The 14,033-nt window shown below is 72.7% G+C and carries 14 protein-coding genes; 4 read left to right on the forward strand and 10 right to left on the reverse strand.

The annotated features are described in order from the left end of the window. Positions 1–203: 203 nt before the first annotated feature. Positions 204–680, forward strand: coding sequence for a hypothetical protein (locus tag DWV08_RS01915; RefSeq protein ID WP_244923655.1), 477 nt, complete (start codon positions 204–206; stop codon positions 678–680). A 92-nt stretch (positions 681–772) separates the two neighbouring features. On the opposite strand, the gene DWV08_RS01920 is transcribed toward DWV08_RS01915, so the two are convergent. After that, positions 773–1,462 (reverse strand): response regulator transcription factor, encoded by a 690-nt coding sequence (locus DWV08_RS01920; protein ID WP_115412255.1) that lies wholly within the window; start codon positions 1,460–1,462, stop codon positions 773–775. Positions 1,463–1,464: 2 nt separating this feature from the next. Then, positions 1,465–2,709, reverse strand: coding sequence for a sensor histidine kinase (locus DWV08_RS01925; RefSeq protein WP_115412256.1), 1,245 nt, complete (start codon positions 2,707–2,709; stop codon positions 1,465–1,467). A gap of 174 nt (positions 2,710–2,883) precedes the next feature. On the opposite strand from DWV08_RS01925, the gene phoU reads away from it, so the two are divergent. Beyond that, a complete protein-coding gene (gene phoU, locus DWV08_RS01930) occupies positions 2,884–3,564 on the forward strand; it encodes a phosphate signaling complex protein PhoU (protein ID WP_115412257.1) in 681 nt (226 codons plus the stop codon). Positions 3,565–3,655: 91 nt separating this feature from the next. Here the strand turns inward: phoU and DWV08_RS01935 are convergent, their stop codons facing one another. The 7 genes from DWV08_RS01935 to DWV08_RS01965 form a co-directional block, all read right to left on the reverse strand. Next, complete coding sequence (locus DWV08_RS01935) at positions 3,656–4,021, reverse strand: DUF4235 domain-containing protein (RefSeq protein ID WP_115412258.1); 366 nt, start codon at positions 4,019–4,021, stop codon at positions 3,656–3,658. A 56-nt stretch (positions 4,022–4,077) separates the two neighbouring features. Beyond that, positions 4,078–5,127 carry an LCP family protein gene (locus DWV08_RS01940; RefSeq protein WP_115412259.1) on the reverse strand — a complete coding sequence of 350 codons (1,050 nt, stop codon included), beginning with the start codon at positions 5,125–5,127 and terminating at the stop codon, positions 4,078–4,080. Between the two features lie 37 nt (positions 5,128–5,164). Continuing rightward, on the reverse strand, positions 5,165–6,055 hold the full coding sequence (gene trmB, locus DWV08_RS01945; protein ID WP_115412260.1) for a tRNA (guanosine(46)-N7)-methyltransferase TrmB: 891 nt from the start codon (positions 6,053–6,055) through the stop codon (positions 5,165–5,167). A gap of 4 nt (positions 6,056–6,059) precedes the next feature. Further along, on the reverse strand, positions 6,060–6,485 hold the full coding sequence (locus DWV08_RS01950; protein ID WP_115412261.1) for a Rieske (2Fe-2S) protein: 426 nt from the start codon (positions 6,483–6,485) through the stop codon (positions 6,060–6,062). 119 nt (positions 6,486–6,604) lie between these two features. Next, positions 6,605–7,810, reverse strand: coding sequence for a YihY/virulence factor BrkB family protein (locus DWV08_RS01955; protein ID WP_241237286.1), 1,206 nt, complete (start codon positions 7,808–7,810; stop codon positions 6,605–6,607). Between the two features lie 98 nt (positions 7,811–7,908). Next, the gene (locus DWV08_RS01960) at positions 7,909–10,455 is read right to left on the reverse strand and encodes a glycoside hydrolase family 65 protein (RefSeq protein ID WP_115412263.1); all 2,547 of its coding nucleotides are present in this window, start codon (positions 10,453–10,455) and stop codon (positions 7,909–7,911) included. Beyond that, positions 10,452–11,198 carry an HAD family hydrolase gene (locus DWV08_RS01965; protein WP_115412264.1) on the reverse strand — a complete coding sequence of 249 codons (747 nt, stop codon included), beginning with the start codon at positions 11,196–11,198 and terminating at the stop codon, positions 10,452–10,454. The genes DWV08_RS01960 and DWV08_RS01965 overlap by 4 nt, the downstream gene beginning before the upstream one ends. A 128-nt stretch (positions 11,199–11,326) precedes the next feature. On the opposite strand from DWV08_RS01965, the gene DWV08_RS01970 reads away from it, so the two are divergent. Further along, complete coding sequence (locus tag DWV08_RS01970) at positions 11,327–11,986, forward strand: SRPBCC domain-containing protein (RefSeq protein ID WP_115412265.1); 660 nt, start codon at positions 11,327–11,329, stop codon at positions 11,984–11,986. Between the two features lie 99 nt (positions 11,987–12,085). Further along, the gene (locus DWV08_RS01975) at positions 12,086–13,396 is read left to right on the forward strand and encodes an MFS transporter (protein WP_115412266.1); all 1,311 of its coding nucleotides are present in this window, start codon (positions 12,086–12,088) and stop codon (positions 13,394–13,396) included. 75 nt (positions 13,397–13,471) lie between these two features. On the opposite strand, the gene DWV08_RS01980 is transcribed toward DWV08_RS01975, so the two are convergent. Further along, complete coding sequence (locus DWV08_RS01980) at positions 13,472–14,011, reverse strand: CarD family transcriptional regulator (RefSeq protein WP_115412267.1); 540 nt, start codon at positions 14,009–14,011, stop codon at positions 13,472–13,474. Positions 14,012–14,033: the final 22 nt, after the last annotated feature.

The raw sequence follows: 14,033 nt of genomic DNA on the forward strand, positions 1-14,033 counted from the left end.
GACCGGGGCGGCACCCCGCGGGAGCCGCGGGCCGCCCCGGGGCGAGGGTGCTGCGCACGCCGGGCGCGACGAGCGCGTCACGCCTGGCCGCACCGGCGCGGCGAGGGGCTCTCGGTGAGGTACCCTGTGGGGGCCGTTCCAGTACGTCCTCGCCGCTCAGCGGCACCGAACAGGAGTCCCCCGTGCGTCGTTCCCGCCGTTATGTGCTCTCCGCCGCCGCCCTGGGCCTGGCGCTCGCGGCCACCGGCTGCACCTACATGTCCCCGGTGCAGACCAAGGACTTCTACCAGGCGGCGGACGGCACCAACGCCAACATCGAGCAGGACGGCGCCCTGTACGCCGGTGTGCGCAACGCCGTGCTCGTGGTCGGGGCGGACGGCGCCGCGACCTTCAGCGCCACCGTGGCCAACTACTCCGACGAGGAGATCTCCGTGGAGCTCACCGGGCTCGAGGAGGGCTCCACCCTCTTCTCCGCGACGGTGCAGGTCCCGGCGCACGAGACCCTCGAGATCGGACACAGCGGTGCGGAGCAGGAGATCCCGGTGAGCACGGTGAGCGCGCACGCCGGGGCGATCCTGGACCTCGAGGTCGTCGCCGCAGGGCAGGCCACCACCGTCTCCCTGCCGGTGCTCGACGACTCCCTGGAGTACTACCAGCCGGAGGAGCCGGCCGCCGGCTGAGCTCCCCCTGGGTGTACAGAGCGCCCCGCAGCCTCGGCTGCGGGGCGCTCGTGCGTCCGGAGGCGGCGGGAGCCCGAGAGAAGGTGGGGCCGTCAGCGCCCGGACTCGAACTTGTAGCCCAGCCCGCGCACGGTCACCAGGTGCACGGGATTCTTGGGGTCGTCCTCGATCTTGGCGCGCAGTCGCTTCACGTGCACGTCGAGGGTCTTGGTGTCGCCCACGTAGTTCGCGCCCCACACCCGGTCGATCAGCTGGCCGCGGGTGAGCACCCGGTCCACGTTCCGCAGCAGCATCTCCAGCAGCTCGAACTCCTTCAGCGGCAGCGACACCGCCTCGCCGCGCACCTCCACCACGTGGCGCTCCACGTCCATCATGAGGTGCCCGGCCGTGAGCGGGGCGTCCGACTCGGTCTCGCCGGAATCGGTGCCGCGGCGCAGCACCGCCTTGATGCGGGCCAGCAGCTCGCGGGAGGAGTAGGGCTTGGTGACGTAGTCGTCGGCGCCGAGCTCGAGGCCGAGCACCTTGTCGAACTCGTCGTCCTTGGCGGTGAGCATGACCACCGGGACGCTCGAGGTGCGGCGGATCTCCCGGCACACCTCGGTGCCGCTCATCCCCGGGAGCATGAGGTCCAGCAGCACCAGATCGGCCCCGTGCGCGGAGAAGATGCGCAGGCCGTCGGTGCCGTTGTCCGCCACCGCGACCTCGTACCCCTCCTTCCGCAGCGAGTAGGAGAGCGGATCGGAGAAGGACTCCTCGTCCTCCACGATCAGGATGCGCGTCATCGTCAGTGTCCCTTCTCCGACCGGCGGTCGGGAGCCTTGGTGGGTAGGGGGTCGCGCGGGCCCGGGGCGTGGACCTCGCCGGGGCGCGCGCCCGTGGAGACGGTCTCGGTGCGGCCCATCTCCGGCAGCCGGAGCGTGAACGTCGAGCCCTGCGAGGGCAGGGACCAGGCCGTGACCTCGCCGCCGTGATCGTTCGCGATGTGCTTGACGATCGCGAGCCCCAGGCCGGAGCCGCCGGTCGCGCGGGAGCGGGCACGGTCCACGCGGAAGAACCTCTCGAACACCCGCTCCAGGTTCTCCTTGGAGATCCCGATGCCCTGGTCCTTCACGGAGATCTCGACCATACCGCCGTCCCGGCGCACGGACACCCCGATGCGGGTGTGCGCCTCCGAGTACGCGACCGCGTTCGAGATCAGGTTCGACAGCGCGGTGGTGAGCATCGCCGAGGAGCCGTACACCTGGAGCCCCTCGGTGCCGCCCACGGAGACCTGGATCTTCGAGCCCAGGGCGAGGTTCCGGTTCAGGCCCACGGCCTCCTCGACCACGTCGTCGATCTCCACCGGCTCCGCGTCCGGCAGCGCCGAGGCGCCCTGGACCCGGGAGAGCTCGATGATCTCCTTCACCAGGTGCGAGAGGCGACGGGTCTCGCTCTGCATCCTGGCCGCGAAGCGGCGCACGGCGTCCGGGTCCTCCGCGGCGTCCTCCATGGTCTCCGCGAGCAGCGTGATGGCGCCCACCGGGGTCTTCAGCTCGTGGGACACGTTGGCCACGAAGTCGCGCCGGGTCTCCTCCACGCGCACCGCCCGCGTGAGATCGTCCGCCAGCAGCAGCGCGCCGTGCTCGCCGAGGGCGCCGATGCGCACGTCGATCACCGCGTCGGTGTCGCGGCTGCTGGACCGGCGCAGGGTGAGCCGCTCGTCGCGGAAGCCGCCGTTGCGGCCCACGTCCGCGGCGAGCTCCATCAGCTCGCTGCTCGCCAGGCGCGGGTAGTCGCCCTCGGCCGCGCGCACGATCCCGTAGGAGTACGCCAGCGGCGAGGCCCGCAGCACGTCCCCGCTGGCGTCGAGCACCACGTAGGCGGAGGAGAGGATGGCGAGCACCTCGTTCGCCGCCTCGGGGATCCCGGGCGTCGCCGGTGCCGTCTCGGGCACGCGCGGACGGTCCCCGCGCACGAGCGCCATCGTCGCGGCGACGCCGATCACCAGACCGATCGCGCCGGCGAGCACGAGGAGCACAGACAGGGGCACCCGTACAGACTAGGCCCCCGCACGGGCGGTCGGGGCACAGCGCCACCGCCGCCACCAGGGCGGCGAGGAGGAATTCACGGCCAGGTCGTCTCGAGTTCACCGAAGCCCTCACGCCGTTCATCCGGGATTGCGATGATCGGGGGTGATCGCCCCACAGACAGAGGAGTACCAATCATGCGCGAGGCGTACCAGAGCGACCTGCGGCACATCGTCGACGACCTGCTCGACATGGCCGAGATGGTCGGCACCGCCCTCGAGGGAGCGACCGCCTCCCTGCTCGAGGGAGACCTGGCCCGGGCCGAGCAGGTCGTCACCGCCGATCCCCATCTCGACGAGCGCCAGGTGGAGCTGGATGCGAAGGCCGTCGAGCTGCTCGCCCGGCAGTCCCCGGTCGCGACCGACCTGCGCCTGCTGGTGGCCACCCTCCGCATGAGCTCCTCGCTCGAGCGGATGGGCGACCTCGCGGCGCACATCGCGCTGGTCGCGCGGCGCGCGCACCCGGAGCTCGCCGTGCCGGAGCAGCACCGCGAGCAGATCGCGCGGATGTCGGAGCTGGGGCTGACCGCCCTCCAGGGCGCAGGCCAGGTCATCACCCACCGCGACCTCGCGCTGGCCGCCGAGGTCGAGAAGCAGGACGACGAGCTCGACCGCCTGATGCTGGAGATCTCGCGCCAGATCTCCAGCAGCGACGACAGCGCGTACACCAACGCCGAGGTCATCGACATGACCCTGCTGATCCGGTTCTACGAGCGCATCGGGGACCACGCGGTCTCGCTGGTGCGCCGCGTGGGCTTCCTGGTCACCGGGGACTCCCTGGACACGCTCGGCCAGAGCGTCGACGTCGAGGAGTTCTGAGCCGCTTCAGGGCACAGGCAGAGGAGGGCGCCCCGCACAGCGTGCGGGGCGCCCTCCTCGTCGTGCGGGCGGGGTGACCTGTGCGGGGCGTTCAGCCGCGGTTCGCGCGGGGGCGCCGCGTGGTGAGGCGCTCGGCGCCGGCCTTCGCGCCGCGCTTGGCGGCCATCCGCAGCCCCTGCAGCAGCACGCCGGAGATCGTCGCCCAGAGCATCATCTTCCACAGCGGCTGCTCGTCGGCCGGATCCTTGATGGCCGCGATCTCCGCGGCGGAGAGGCCCTCCTTCTTCGCCTGCTTCCGGCGCGCGGCGACCTCCTTCTGCGAGGCCTTCTGGGCCTTCACGGTGGGGGCGTCCTCGCCGAACACGGCGCCCCAGCCCGCCGAGGCGGCCTTCCTGCCCGCGATCGACGCGATGATGCCGGCGACGGGCACGGCGATGCTCACGAGGGGATTGGCCACGGTTTCCTCCAGGCGTCGGGGTCGTCGGCCGGGCGGCCGCTGCGGGGCGAGGACCCTCAGCGGGTGCCCGCGTACTGAGCGTAGTAGGTTCCCATGTCGTCCGTGCGCAGGGCATCGCGCAGGATGTCCATGGATTCCTCGTCGGTGGCGACCACGCTGGCGCCGCCGCTGGTGGTCATCGGGTCGCCGTGGGGGACGGCGAGGAAGTACAGGTCGCTGCTGCGCAGCGAGCGCAGCGACAGCCCGAGGTCCAGCATCGACGTCGCGGTCAGGCCGTCATCCGTGGTGAGGAACGGGGAGACGGAGTCGATGGTGTCGGCGAGCTTGCGGGGATCGCTCAGGGTCTCGGCGCTGATCAGCTTGTCCGCGATGCCCTTGAGCACGGCCTGCTGGTTGCGGTTGCGCTGGAAGTCGCCGTCGGCGAACTGCTTGCGCTGGCGCACGAACACGAGCGCCTCCTCGCCGTCCATGGCCTGGGTGCCCTCGGTGAACTGGTGGCCGTTCGCCTCGAAGCTCAGCGGCACCTCGACGTCGATCCCGCCGAGAGTGTCCACCAGTCCCTCGATACCCTCGAAGTCGATCAGGGCCACGTGGTCGATGGGCACGCCGGTGTAGTCCTCCACCGTGGTCACCGCCAGGCCCACACCGCCGTAGGCGAGCGCCGCGTTGATACGGTCGGTGCCGTGGCCGGGGATGTCCACGTACAGGTCGCGGGGGAAGGACATGATGTACGCGCTCTGGTTGTCGTCCGGGATGTGCACCAGCATCATCACGTCCGAGCGCTGACCGGTCACGCCCGAGGACTCGGCGTCCTCCGCGGACCGGCGGTCGGAGCCCAGCAGCAGCAGGTTCCTGCCCGTGCCCTCGATCTCCTCGGGGCGCTCGCCCTGGTCCGCATCGCGCGTGATCTGCACGACCGTGCGCTTCTCGTAGGAGTTTCGCAGGCCGTTGAGGTAGTTCCCGATCACCAGGCCCACGCCGAGCACGAGCACGGCCACCAGCCCCAGCGAGATCAGGGCGGCGCGGCGTCCGCGCCGGCGGCCGGGGTCGGGCTGGTCGTCGTCCTCCCAGTCGGCGGGGAGATCGACGTCGTCGGGAACGTTCATCGGTGCACCTCTCTGACAGCGCCGCGGGGGACTGCTGCTACTGCGTGGGCGACTCGGGGCCCGAGGCGCCGTCCGGGACCGGCTGCCTGGGCACCCGGGTGTACGCGAGATCCCATATTAGGCGCCCCGCCTCGATCCCCTTGCCCTCGAAGCCCGTCTTCACACGACCCTCGAATCGCGGCGCCCATCCGGTGGCGGCCATGTTCTCCGGCACCCGGTCCGAGGCCTCGCCCGTCGGCGGAAGGCCGTCGGGGTGCAGCAGCGCCAGCTCGGGGCGCGCGTCGAGCACCCGGCGCATGTGGTGCGCGTACTGGGCCCAGTCGGTGGCGAGGCGGAACGCGCCGCCGTCGGCGAGCAGGGGCAGCACCGCGTCGAGGAACGGCGGGTTGATCAGCCGCCGCTTGTGGTGGCGGGATTTCGGCCACGGATCGGCGAAGTACACCCACAGCTGGGAGATCGAGGCCGCCGGCAGCATCGCCGGCAGTGCGCGCTGGGCGTCCAGCGGCAGCAGGCGCAGATTCTCCGGACAGCCGGCCCGCTCCACCTTGCTGAGCGTCTGGGCGAGACCGGGCAGGTAGACCTCCACCCCGAGGTGGTCGCGCTCGGGATGCGCGAGGGCGGCGGCGACGAGGTTGTCGCCCAGCCCGCTGCCCACCTCCACGACCAGCTCGGCGCGGCGGCCGAACTCTGCCTCGGGGTCCAGGCGCACCCCGTCGGCCGGCAGCGTGTCCCGGCTGCCCCGGGGAGGATCGATGACGTAGGTCGCGGAGAGCCGGTTCCACGCGTTCTGGTGGCCCTGGGAGAGGCGTTCGCCGCGCCGCACGAAGGAGACCACGTCGCGCGGGGTCGCGCCGTCCTCGGCGCGATGCTCGACGGTGGTGCGGGCGGGAGAGGGGGCGGCGGAGTCCTGCGGCTCGGTGGTGCTCATGCGCTCACCGCTCCCGGCGCACGAGGCCGTCCTCGACCACCACGGCGACCTCGGGCAGCTGCCGCGTGGCGGGGCCCACGAGCACCTCGCCGGTGGCCGCGTCGAAGCGCGAGCCGTGGCAGGGGCAGTCCAGCTCCTCCTGCTCCTGGCGCAGCGCGCAGCCGTTGTGGGTGCAGTAGCCGGAGTACGCGGCGAGATCCTCCCCGGTGCCGCGCACCAGCAGCACGAACGGCTGCTGGCCGCCGAAGTTCACCAGGGTGCTCGCGTTCTCGGGGATCTCGTCCAGCGCGATCGCGCCCTCGTCCGCGCGCAGCGGCTCCGCCGTGCCGAAGCCCTCGTCCGCAGGGCCGCAGGCGGCGAGACCGCCCAGACCGGCCGCGGTGGCGGGGATCAGGAGGGCATGACGGCGGGAGAGGCACGGGCGTTCCATGCCCTCCAGGATAGCCAGCCCCGCTGGGTGCGGCGACGTCCCGGAGCAGGGGAGACGCGGCGTGCGGGGAAGCCCCTGCCCCGGCCCCCCGGGCGCACCGCGCACGGCGGTGGCGTCGCTCACGCGGGGGGCTCTCCCGCCCGCGGGGGCCTGCGCTCGGCGCCCTCCGCGGGCTCGGCCGGCTCCGGGGGGTCCGTCGGGCTCTGCGGGGTGGGGTCGCTGGTGAGACGGTGCCGGGCGGGCGGGTTCACGGCCAGCGGGTTCCGGGCGTCGACGATCCACAGCCCGCGCTCGCGGCGCACCGCCTGCCCGCTACGCGCCGCGTCCGCGACGATCCTGCCCAGCTCCTCGGCGCGCTCGGCGTCCCCGGCGAGGAAGTCCAGGGTGTGGGTGGCGTGCGGGTCCAGGGCGATGTGGTGCCAGGCGTCCATCCCGCTGGCGATCTGCCGGGCGCGCAGGAACTCCGCATCCAGCGCGGCCCCGGCGATCACCACGATGTTCGCCAGCCACAGCAGGATGAGGATCGCGATCAGGCCGTTGAGCGCGGTGAGGATCTCCGCGAACCGGGTCGCGTACTCCAGCAGCCGCCCGGCCAGCAGCGCGACGCCGAAGAGCACCAGCACGCTGAGGGTGGAGCCCAGCGTCATCAGCCGGTAGCGCGGCAGGCGCACGTTGGGGAACAGGTAGTACGCCAGCGACACCCCGATGATCAGGATGATCAGCAGGATCGGCCACTTTACGAGGTTCCAGGCGGCGAAGGCGATCCGCGGGATCCCCACCACCTCGCCGATCCGCTGCGAGGCCTCGCCGCCCACGATGAGCATGCCGATGGCCAGCAGCACCACGGCGACGATCAGCACCGTCTCGCCGAACACGATGGTGCGGAACCACAGGAAGGGCCGCCCCTCGCGGGTGTCGAACACGCGGTGCAGGGCCCGGTGGAAGGCGGCGACCCCGTTGGAGGCGGAGAGCAGCGAGCCCAGCGTGCCCAGCAGCAGGCCCAGCACGCCGCCGCTGGTCGAGGAGACGGCCTGGATAGCCTGCAGGTACGGGCGCGGATCGAGGGTGGGGAAGATCTCGGTGCTCATCCCCGCCAGGGCCGCGAGGGTCTCCGTCTCCACCCCGATCAGCGACATCATCGACACCGCCGCCACCGCGCCCGGGAACAGCGACAGCAGCAGGTAGAACGTCATCGTGCCGGCCACGTCCCACACCTGGATGTCCAGCAGCCGCATCCGCACCCGGTTCAGGACGTGCGGGATGCTCAGCCGGGGTCGGGGGATCTCGACCACCGGCGTGGGCCTGTGCGGGCGGGATGCTCTCACCGTGCTGCTCCGGACGTCGGGGACGGGGACGCCCGGGACGGGCGCAGGGGGGAGACTAGTCCACCGCGCCGGGGCCGGGCGCCCCGGCGCGGCCCGCCTCAGCTCTCGTCGATGATGTCGTCGGGATCGCTGGCGACCGGGTACTCCCACGGATCCTCCGGGTCCCCGGGCACGTAGGAGGTGACGATCGAGCCGTCGGCCCGCTCGTCGCCGAGGCCGACGGGCCTGGACAGCACCGCGTCGTCCAGCACCGGGCCCTGATCGGCCAGCGGCACCGCGGTCCCCGCGGCGGTGACCACCACGTCCTGCCCGCGCACGGAGACCTCGATCTCCTCCCCGGCCAGGAGCGTGAAGGAGATCTCCTCCCGCACCAGGTGCACCCGGACGCGGGATCCGCGCACGGTGAGGGGGAAGGACAGCTCCGGCCAGTCGGCCGGCAGGCGCGGATCGAAGGAGATCCGTCCCTCGTCGTGCCGCATGCCGCCGAAGCCGTGCACGAGCGCGTTCCACACCCCGCCCGCGGAGGCGATGTGCACGCCGTCGGCGGTGTTGTGGTGGAGGTTCCCGAGGTCCACGAACAGCCCCGCGCGGAAGTAGTCCAGCGCCGCCGTCTGATGCCCCACCTCGGCGGCCATGATCGACTGCACCACCGCGGAGAGCGAGGAGTCCCCGGTGGTGATCGGGTCGTAGTACTCGAAGTCGGCGCGCTTCTCCTCGGCGGTGAACTCGCTGCCTCGCAGGAACAGCGCCAGCACCACGTCCGCCTGCTTGAGCACCTGGAAGCGGTAGATCACCAGCGGGTGGAAGTTCAGCAGCAGCGGGAAGGCCTCCTCAGGGGTGCTGGCCAGATCCCACACCTCCCGCTCCAGGAAGCGGTCCTCCTGGAGGTGGATGCCCAGGGACTCGTCCTTGGCCACGTGCATGCCGTCCGCGCACGCCTCCCACTGCTGCAGCTCCAGCTCGTCGAGCTCGAGCTCCACCCGCAGGGCGTCGTAGGCGATCTCGTCGGCCGCCCGCAGGTCCCGCACCGCCCGGGCCGCACGGCGCAGGTTGTAGCGCGCCATCACGTTGGTGAACATGTTGTTGTTCACCACGGTGGTGTACTCGTCCGGGCCGGTCACCCCGTTGATGTGGAAGCTCGAGGAGCCGTCCGCGCGCAGCCGCCAGAAGCCGAGGTCCGCCCACATCCGCGCGGTCTCCACCAGCACCTGCACGCCGTCGCGGCGCTGGAAGTCGAGATCACCGGTGACGTCCACGTACTGGGCGAAGGCATAGGCCACGTCGGCGTCGATGTGGTACTGGGCGGTGCCGGCGGCGTAGTAGGCGGAGGCCTCGTCGCCGTTGATGGTGCGCCACGGGAACAGCGCCCCGCGCTGGTTCAGCTCCCGCGCCCGCTCCCGCGCCTTGGGCAGCATCGCGGTGCGGAAGCGCAGCGCGTTGCGGGCCCAGCGCGGCTGGGTGAACGTGAGGAACGGGACCACGTACACCTCGCTGTCCCAGAAGTAGTGGCCCTCGTAGCCGGAGCCGGTGACGCCCTTGGCGGGGATGCCCCACTGGTCGCTGCGCGCCGTGGCCTGGGCGAGCTGGTACAGGTTCCAGCGCGTGGCCTGCTGCACCGCGGGCTGGCCCGGCAGCTCCACGTCCGAGCTCTCCCAGAACTCCGCGAGGTACTCGCGCTGGGCCCGGTACTGGGCCTCGAAGCCGTCGGACCGCACCCGGTCCAGGGTGCGCCGGCAGCGGTCGAACAGCTCGCGATGGGGCACGGAGCGGGAGGAGTGGTAGGAGACGGCCTTGTGCAGGGTGAGCGAGGAGCCCTGCTCCAGGTGGGCCCGGGTCACCTGCCGCCCGCGATCCGGCACGGTGTCCACCAGCGTCTCCACCTCGGCGTCGGAGAACACCTCGTGGTCCGCCCCCACGGCCATGGTCATGCCCGAGTTCGCCACCCGGTAGCCCAGCAGCATCCGCCGCTCGCTGTGCCAGTCCTGCAGCGGCTCGAGCACCCGGTGGGTGAAGTCGGTGGTGCGGCGGGGATCGTCCTTGTCGGTGATCGGTCCGCCGTCCACGCCCTTGCCGAAGTCGTCGCGGAAGTCCTGGCGGTTGATCACCTGGGAGGAGATCGCGATCGGGGCGGAGCCCTCCAGCATCTCCACCCGCAGCGTCATCAGGGCGAGGTGCCGCTCGGGGAAGGAGACCATCCGCGAGGTGCTCACCCGCACCCGCTTGCCCGCCGGGGTGCGCCAGATCAGCTCGCGGTGCAGCACGCCCTCGCGGAAGTCGATCCAGCGCTCGTACTCCTCGAGGTCCGCGATGGACAGCAGCAGCGGCTCGTCGTCCACGTACAGCTTCATCACCGAGGAGTCCGGCACCGAGATCATGGTCTGCCCGGTGCGGGCGAAGCCGAAGGCGGACTCGGCGTGGTTGATCTGCCAGGTCTCGTGGAAGCCGTTGAGGAACGTGCCGTGGCTCTCCGCATCCCGCCCCTCCGAGGGCGTGCCGCGCATCCCGAGATAGCCGTTGGCGGTGGCGAAGAGCGTCTCGACCAGGCCCAGGTCCTGGGCCGGGCGGGACTCCACCAGGCGCCACTCGTCCACCGGGAAGTGGGTGCGGTCCACCGGGTCGGTGGGGACGGCGCGACGACGGTTCATGCGATCTCCTCCAGATCGGTGACGACGAGGGTGGCACCGGCCGCGGCGAGCTCGCCCGCGCCGGCACCGCGGTCCACGCCCACCACCGCGCCGAAGTCGCCGGCGGCCCCGGCCTGCACGCCGGAGACGGCGTCCTCGTAGACCACGGCGTGGGCGGGCTCGACGCCCAGCAGGCGCGCCGCGTGCCAGAAGGTGTCCGGCGCGGGCTTGCCGGGCAGGCCCTCCCGCTCGGCGACGTTGCCGTCCACGATGTGCGCGAAGCGCTCGAGCAGCCCGGCACCGCGCAGCACCTCCTCCGCATTGCGGGAGGAGGAGACGATCGCCAGCTGCGCGTCCTCGGGGAGCGCGTCGAGGTAGGCGACGGTGCCCGGGTACGGGGCCACGCCCTCCTCCCGCAGCATCGCGAGCACCAGCTCGTTCTTGCGATTGCCCAGTCCTCGCACCGTCTCCTCGCCGAGGGGCTGGTCCACGGGGTCCTCGGTGGTCCCCTCGGGCGGGGTGATCCCGCGCGAGGCGAGCAGCGCGCGCACGCCGTCGTAGCGGGGCCGGCCGTCGACGTGGGCGAAGTAGTCCGCATCGGTGTACGGCGCGGAGACCCCCCGGGAGGCGAGGAACTCCTCGAACATGCGGGCCCAGGCACGCATGTGCACCTCGGCGGTGGGGGTGATGACCCCGTCCAGGTCGAACAGGTGGGCGGTGAACTCGGCAGGTCGGAAGGAGTGCTCAGCAGTCACGAGCGCCATGCTACGGCGCGCCGGCGGGAACCTGCGAGCGCCGCCGTGGCACGGTGCCCGCCCGTCGGCTACGCTTCCACCGTCCGCTTCCGCGCCCGGCGCCGTGGCGGAGCATCTGCGACCCTTCCGAGGAGACGATGACACTCACGGAGCCGCTGCCCGTGGTGGAGGCGGTGCGGCGCGCGCTCGAGATCGACGGGCGGGACGGCCCGGACGGTCGACGCACGCGGATCACCCTCACGCTGACCACGAACCTCGCCGTGCCCCCGGCCCGGCTGTGGCCGCTGCTCGCCGACCCCGCGCAGCGGGCCCGCTGGTGCGACACCGTCACCGGCGCGCTCGCCGAGGGGGAGCGGCTGGACGGGCCCGGCGGTGCCCACGGCCGCGTGCTCGGCGTCCAGGAGCCGCACCGGATCGAGCTCACGTGGGGAGGCGACGGGCCGCAGGAACCGCTGCGGATCCGGCTGGACCCCGAGGACGACGGCACCACGGCGCTCCAGCTGCGCCGCACGCTGGAGCGCGAGGCGGAGGAGATGGAGACGGTGGGTGCGGGTGCCCTCGCCCTCCGCTGGGAGCTGGCCGTGCTCGCGCTCGCCGCCCACACCGACGGGTGGCGGGACAGCTGCCTGCAGACCCCGCCCGTGCCCACCGCCGACTGGCTGCGCGGTGCCGAGGGGGCGGAGCACGTGCGCGCCTGGTCCGTGCGCTGGGCTGCCGCGGCGCTCGCCGCCGGGGTCGAGGAGTCGGTGGTGCGCCGGGGCGAGCAGGAGACGGTGCGCCGGTACGCGGCCGGCTGAGGCCGACGGGAGCGGCGGCGTCCTCGCCCCGGGGCCGGGCCGCTGTCCGGGGGATGGAACTCTTTGCCCCGGCTCACTATCCGGTGGGAGACTTCCGGGGTGACCACCGCCGCGCCGCCCACCCCCTCCCGGGACGGGCGCACCCCGCGGCAGGTGCTCGCGGAGCTCGTCCCCTCCGTCTACGCCCCCACCCTGCTGGAGTTCGTGGGCGTGGCCGCCCTGATGCCGGTGATCCCGCTGATGGCGCGCGCGCTCGGCTTCAGCGTGCCGCAGGCCGCGGCGCTGACGATGATCTTCGGGCTCATCTCGTTCCTCGGCCCGATCCCGGCCGGGCGATTCATCTCGCGGATCGGGGCGCGGGCCGCTCTCGTGATCACCGGGGCGCTGCTGGTGGCGTCCAACCTCACCGCCTTCGTGGTGATCGGCCCGGCCCTCGACGGCTCCGGGGACGCGGCGCACCGCCTCGCGCTGATCGGCCTGCTGCTGGTGATGGCTGTGGGCATGCAGGTGTGGCAGCTGGGACGGCAGTCCTATCTGGGCACCGCCCTGCCGGCGACGATGCGGGCGCGCGGGATGACGCTGTTCGGCGGCACCATCCGCATCGGCGAGGTGCTGGGCCCGCTCCTGGGGGCCGGGGTGATGGCGCTGTGGTCGATGGCCGGGGTGTTCGTGCTCTTCGCCGTGGCCGCCACGGCGGGCACCGTGATGATCGCCGTGTTCCTGCCGCCGGGGGAGACGGCGCCGCGTCGCACCTCCCCGGGTCCCCGCAGACGGCGCACGCCCGCGCGCGTGCGCCTGGACCGGGCGGTGCTGGGCCGAATGGTCGCGGTGGGCGCGGGGATCGCGCCCGTGATGATGGCGCGGGTGAACCGGCCGGTGATCGTCCCCCTGCTCGGCGAGTCGCTGGGACTGGACCCGGTGTGGATCTCGATCGTGTTCGGCGTCAGCGCCGCGCTCGAGATCCTGCTGGTGCTGCCCGCCGGCACGCTCATGGACCGTTTCGGCCGCGCCGCCGTGGCGGTGCCCTGCGCCCTGCTGATGGGGGCGGGGTTCCTGCTGCTCGCCCTGCTCGGCACCGTGCTGTCGGAGCGCGGCGCCACCGCGGCGCTGGTGGCTATGCTGGTGCCCACGCTGCTGATCGGGATCGGCAACGGGCTGGGCTCCGGGATCGTCATGACCCTCGGCGTGGACGTGTCCCCGGTGCATGGACGCACCACCTATCTCGCCTGGTGGAACACAATGCTCGGAGCGGGGAGGATGGCGGCGCCGCTGCTCGTCACCGGCATCACGCTGCTGGCCCCCGTGGCCGTAGCCGGGGCGGCGACCGGGGCCGTGTGCGTCGCGGGCGGTCTGTGGCTCGCACGCACGCTGCCCCGCGTCACGCCCTCGGGGAACACCCGGGGGTCGTGAGGCGGGGCAGCGGGACGGGCCGGACGTGCGGCCCGCACGGCGTGCCGGCGCGGTGCGCGCCGGCACGCCGCCTGGTCAGGCGGCGTCGGCCTCGAGGGCGTTCTCCGCGGTGCTCTGCAGGAGGTCCTGGGCCTGCTGGCGCGGCACGTCGCGGGAGATCGCGATCTCCGCGGCGAGCGGGTCGATCGCCTGCTTGAGAAGGTTGCGCTCGGCGAGGCTCGAGGGGGTGCCGCCGGAGTCGCGCATGATCGCCCGGATCACCTCGACGCGGTCGGTGAGGCGGCCCGTCTGCAGCTGCATCTGCAGGGACTTGATGCGGTGCGCCCAGGAGGTCTTCTTCTCCGGCGCGGTGATCGGCTCGGCGAGCTGGTCGATGAGCGCGACGATCTCGGGCTCCGCCAGCAGCGGGCGCAGGCCCACCACGTCCTTCCCGTCCGCGGGCACGGAGATCCGCATCTCGTCGTCGATCACCTCCAGGTCGACGTAGGCCTTCTCGGTGCCGCGCACGGTGCGGGTGCACGTGGAGACGATGCGGACCGGGCCGTGGACGGGATGGGTGAGCACCTCGCCCACTGTCGGGGCGGCGGAGTCGACGGACGCGGGAGCGACGGGCAAGGGGATTCCTCCTTCGTGGACC

It is taken from the genome of Brachybacterium saurashtrense (genome assembly GCF_003355475.1).
GTDB lineage: Bacteria > Actinomycetota > Actinomycetes > Actinomycetales > Dermabacteraceae > Brachybacterium > Brachybacterium saurashtrense.

Coding starts and splice junctions, on each gene's coding strand:
- phoU (WP_115412257.1), top strand. CDS start 2,884: ATGCGCGAGGCGTACCAGAGCGACCTGCGGCACATCGTCGACGACCTG.
- DWV08_RS01920 (WP_115412255.1), bottom strand. CDS start 1,462: ATGACGCGCATCCTGATCGTGGAGGACGAGGAGTCCTTCTCCGATCCG.
- DWV08_RS01970 (WP_115412265.1), top strand. CDS start 11,327: ATGACACTCACGGAGCCGCTGCCCGTGGTGGAGGCGGTGCGGCGCGCG.
- DWV08_RS01940 (WP_115412259.1), bottom strand. CDS start 5,127: ATGAACGTTCCCGACGACGTCGATCTCCCCGCCGACTGGGAGGACGAC.
- DWV08_RS01965 (WP_115412264.1), bottom strand. CDS start 11,198: ATGGCGCTCGTGACTGCTGAGCACTCCTTCCGACCTGCCGAGTTCACC.
- trmB (WP_115412260.1), bottom strand. CDS start 6,055: ATGAGCACCACCGAGCCGCAGGACTCCGCCGCCCCCTCTCCCGCCCGC.
- DWV08_RS01950 (WP_115412261.1), bottom strand. CDS start 6,485: ATGGAACGCCCGTGCCTCTCCCGCCGTCATGCCCTCCTGATCCCCGCC.
- DWV08_RS01960 (WP_115412263.1), bottom strand. CDS start 10,455: ATGAACCGTCGTCGCGCCGTCCCCACCGACCCGGTGGACCGCACCCAC.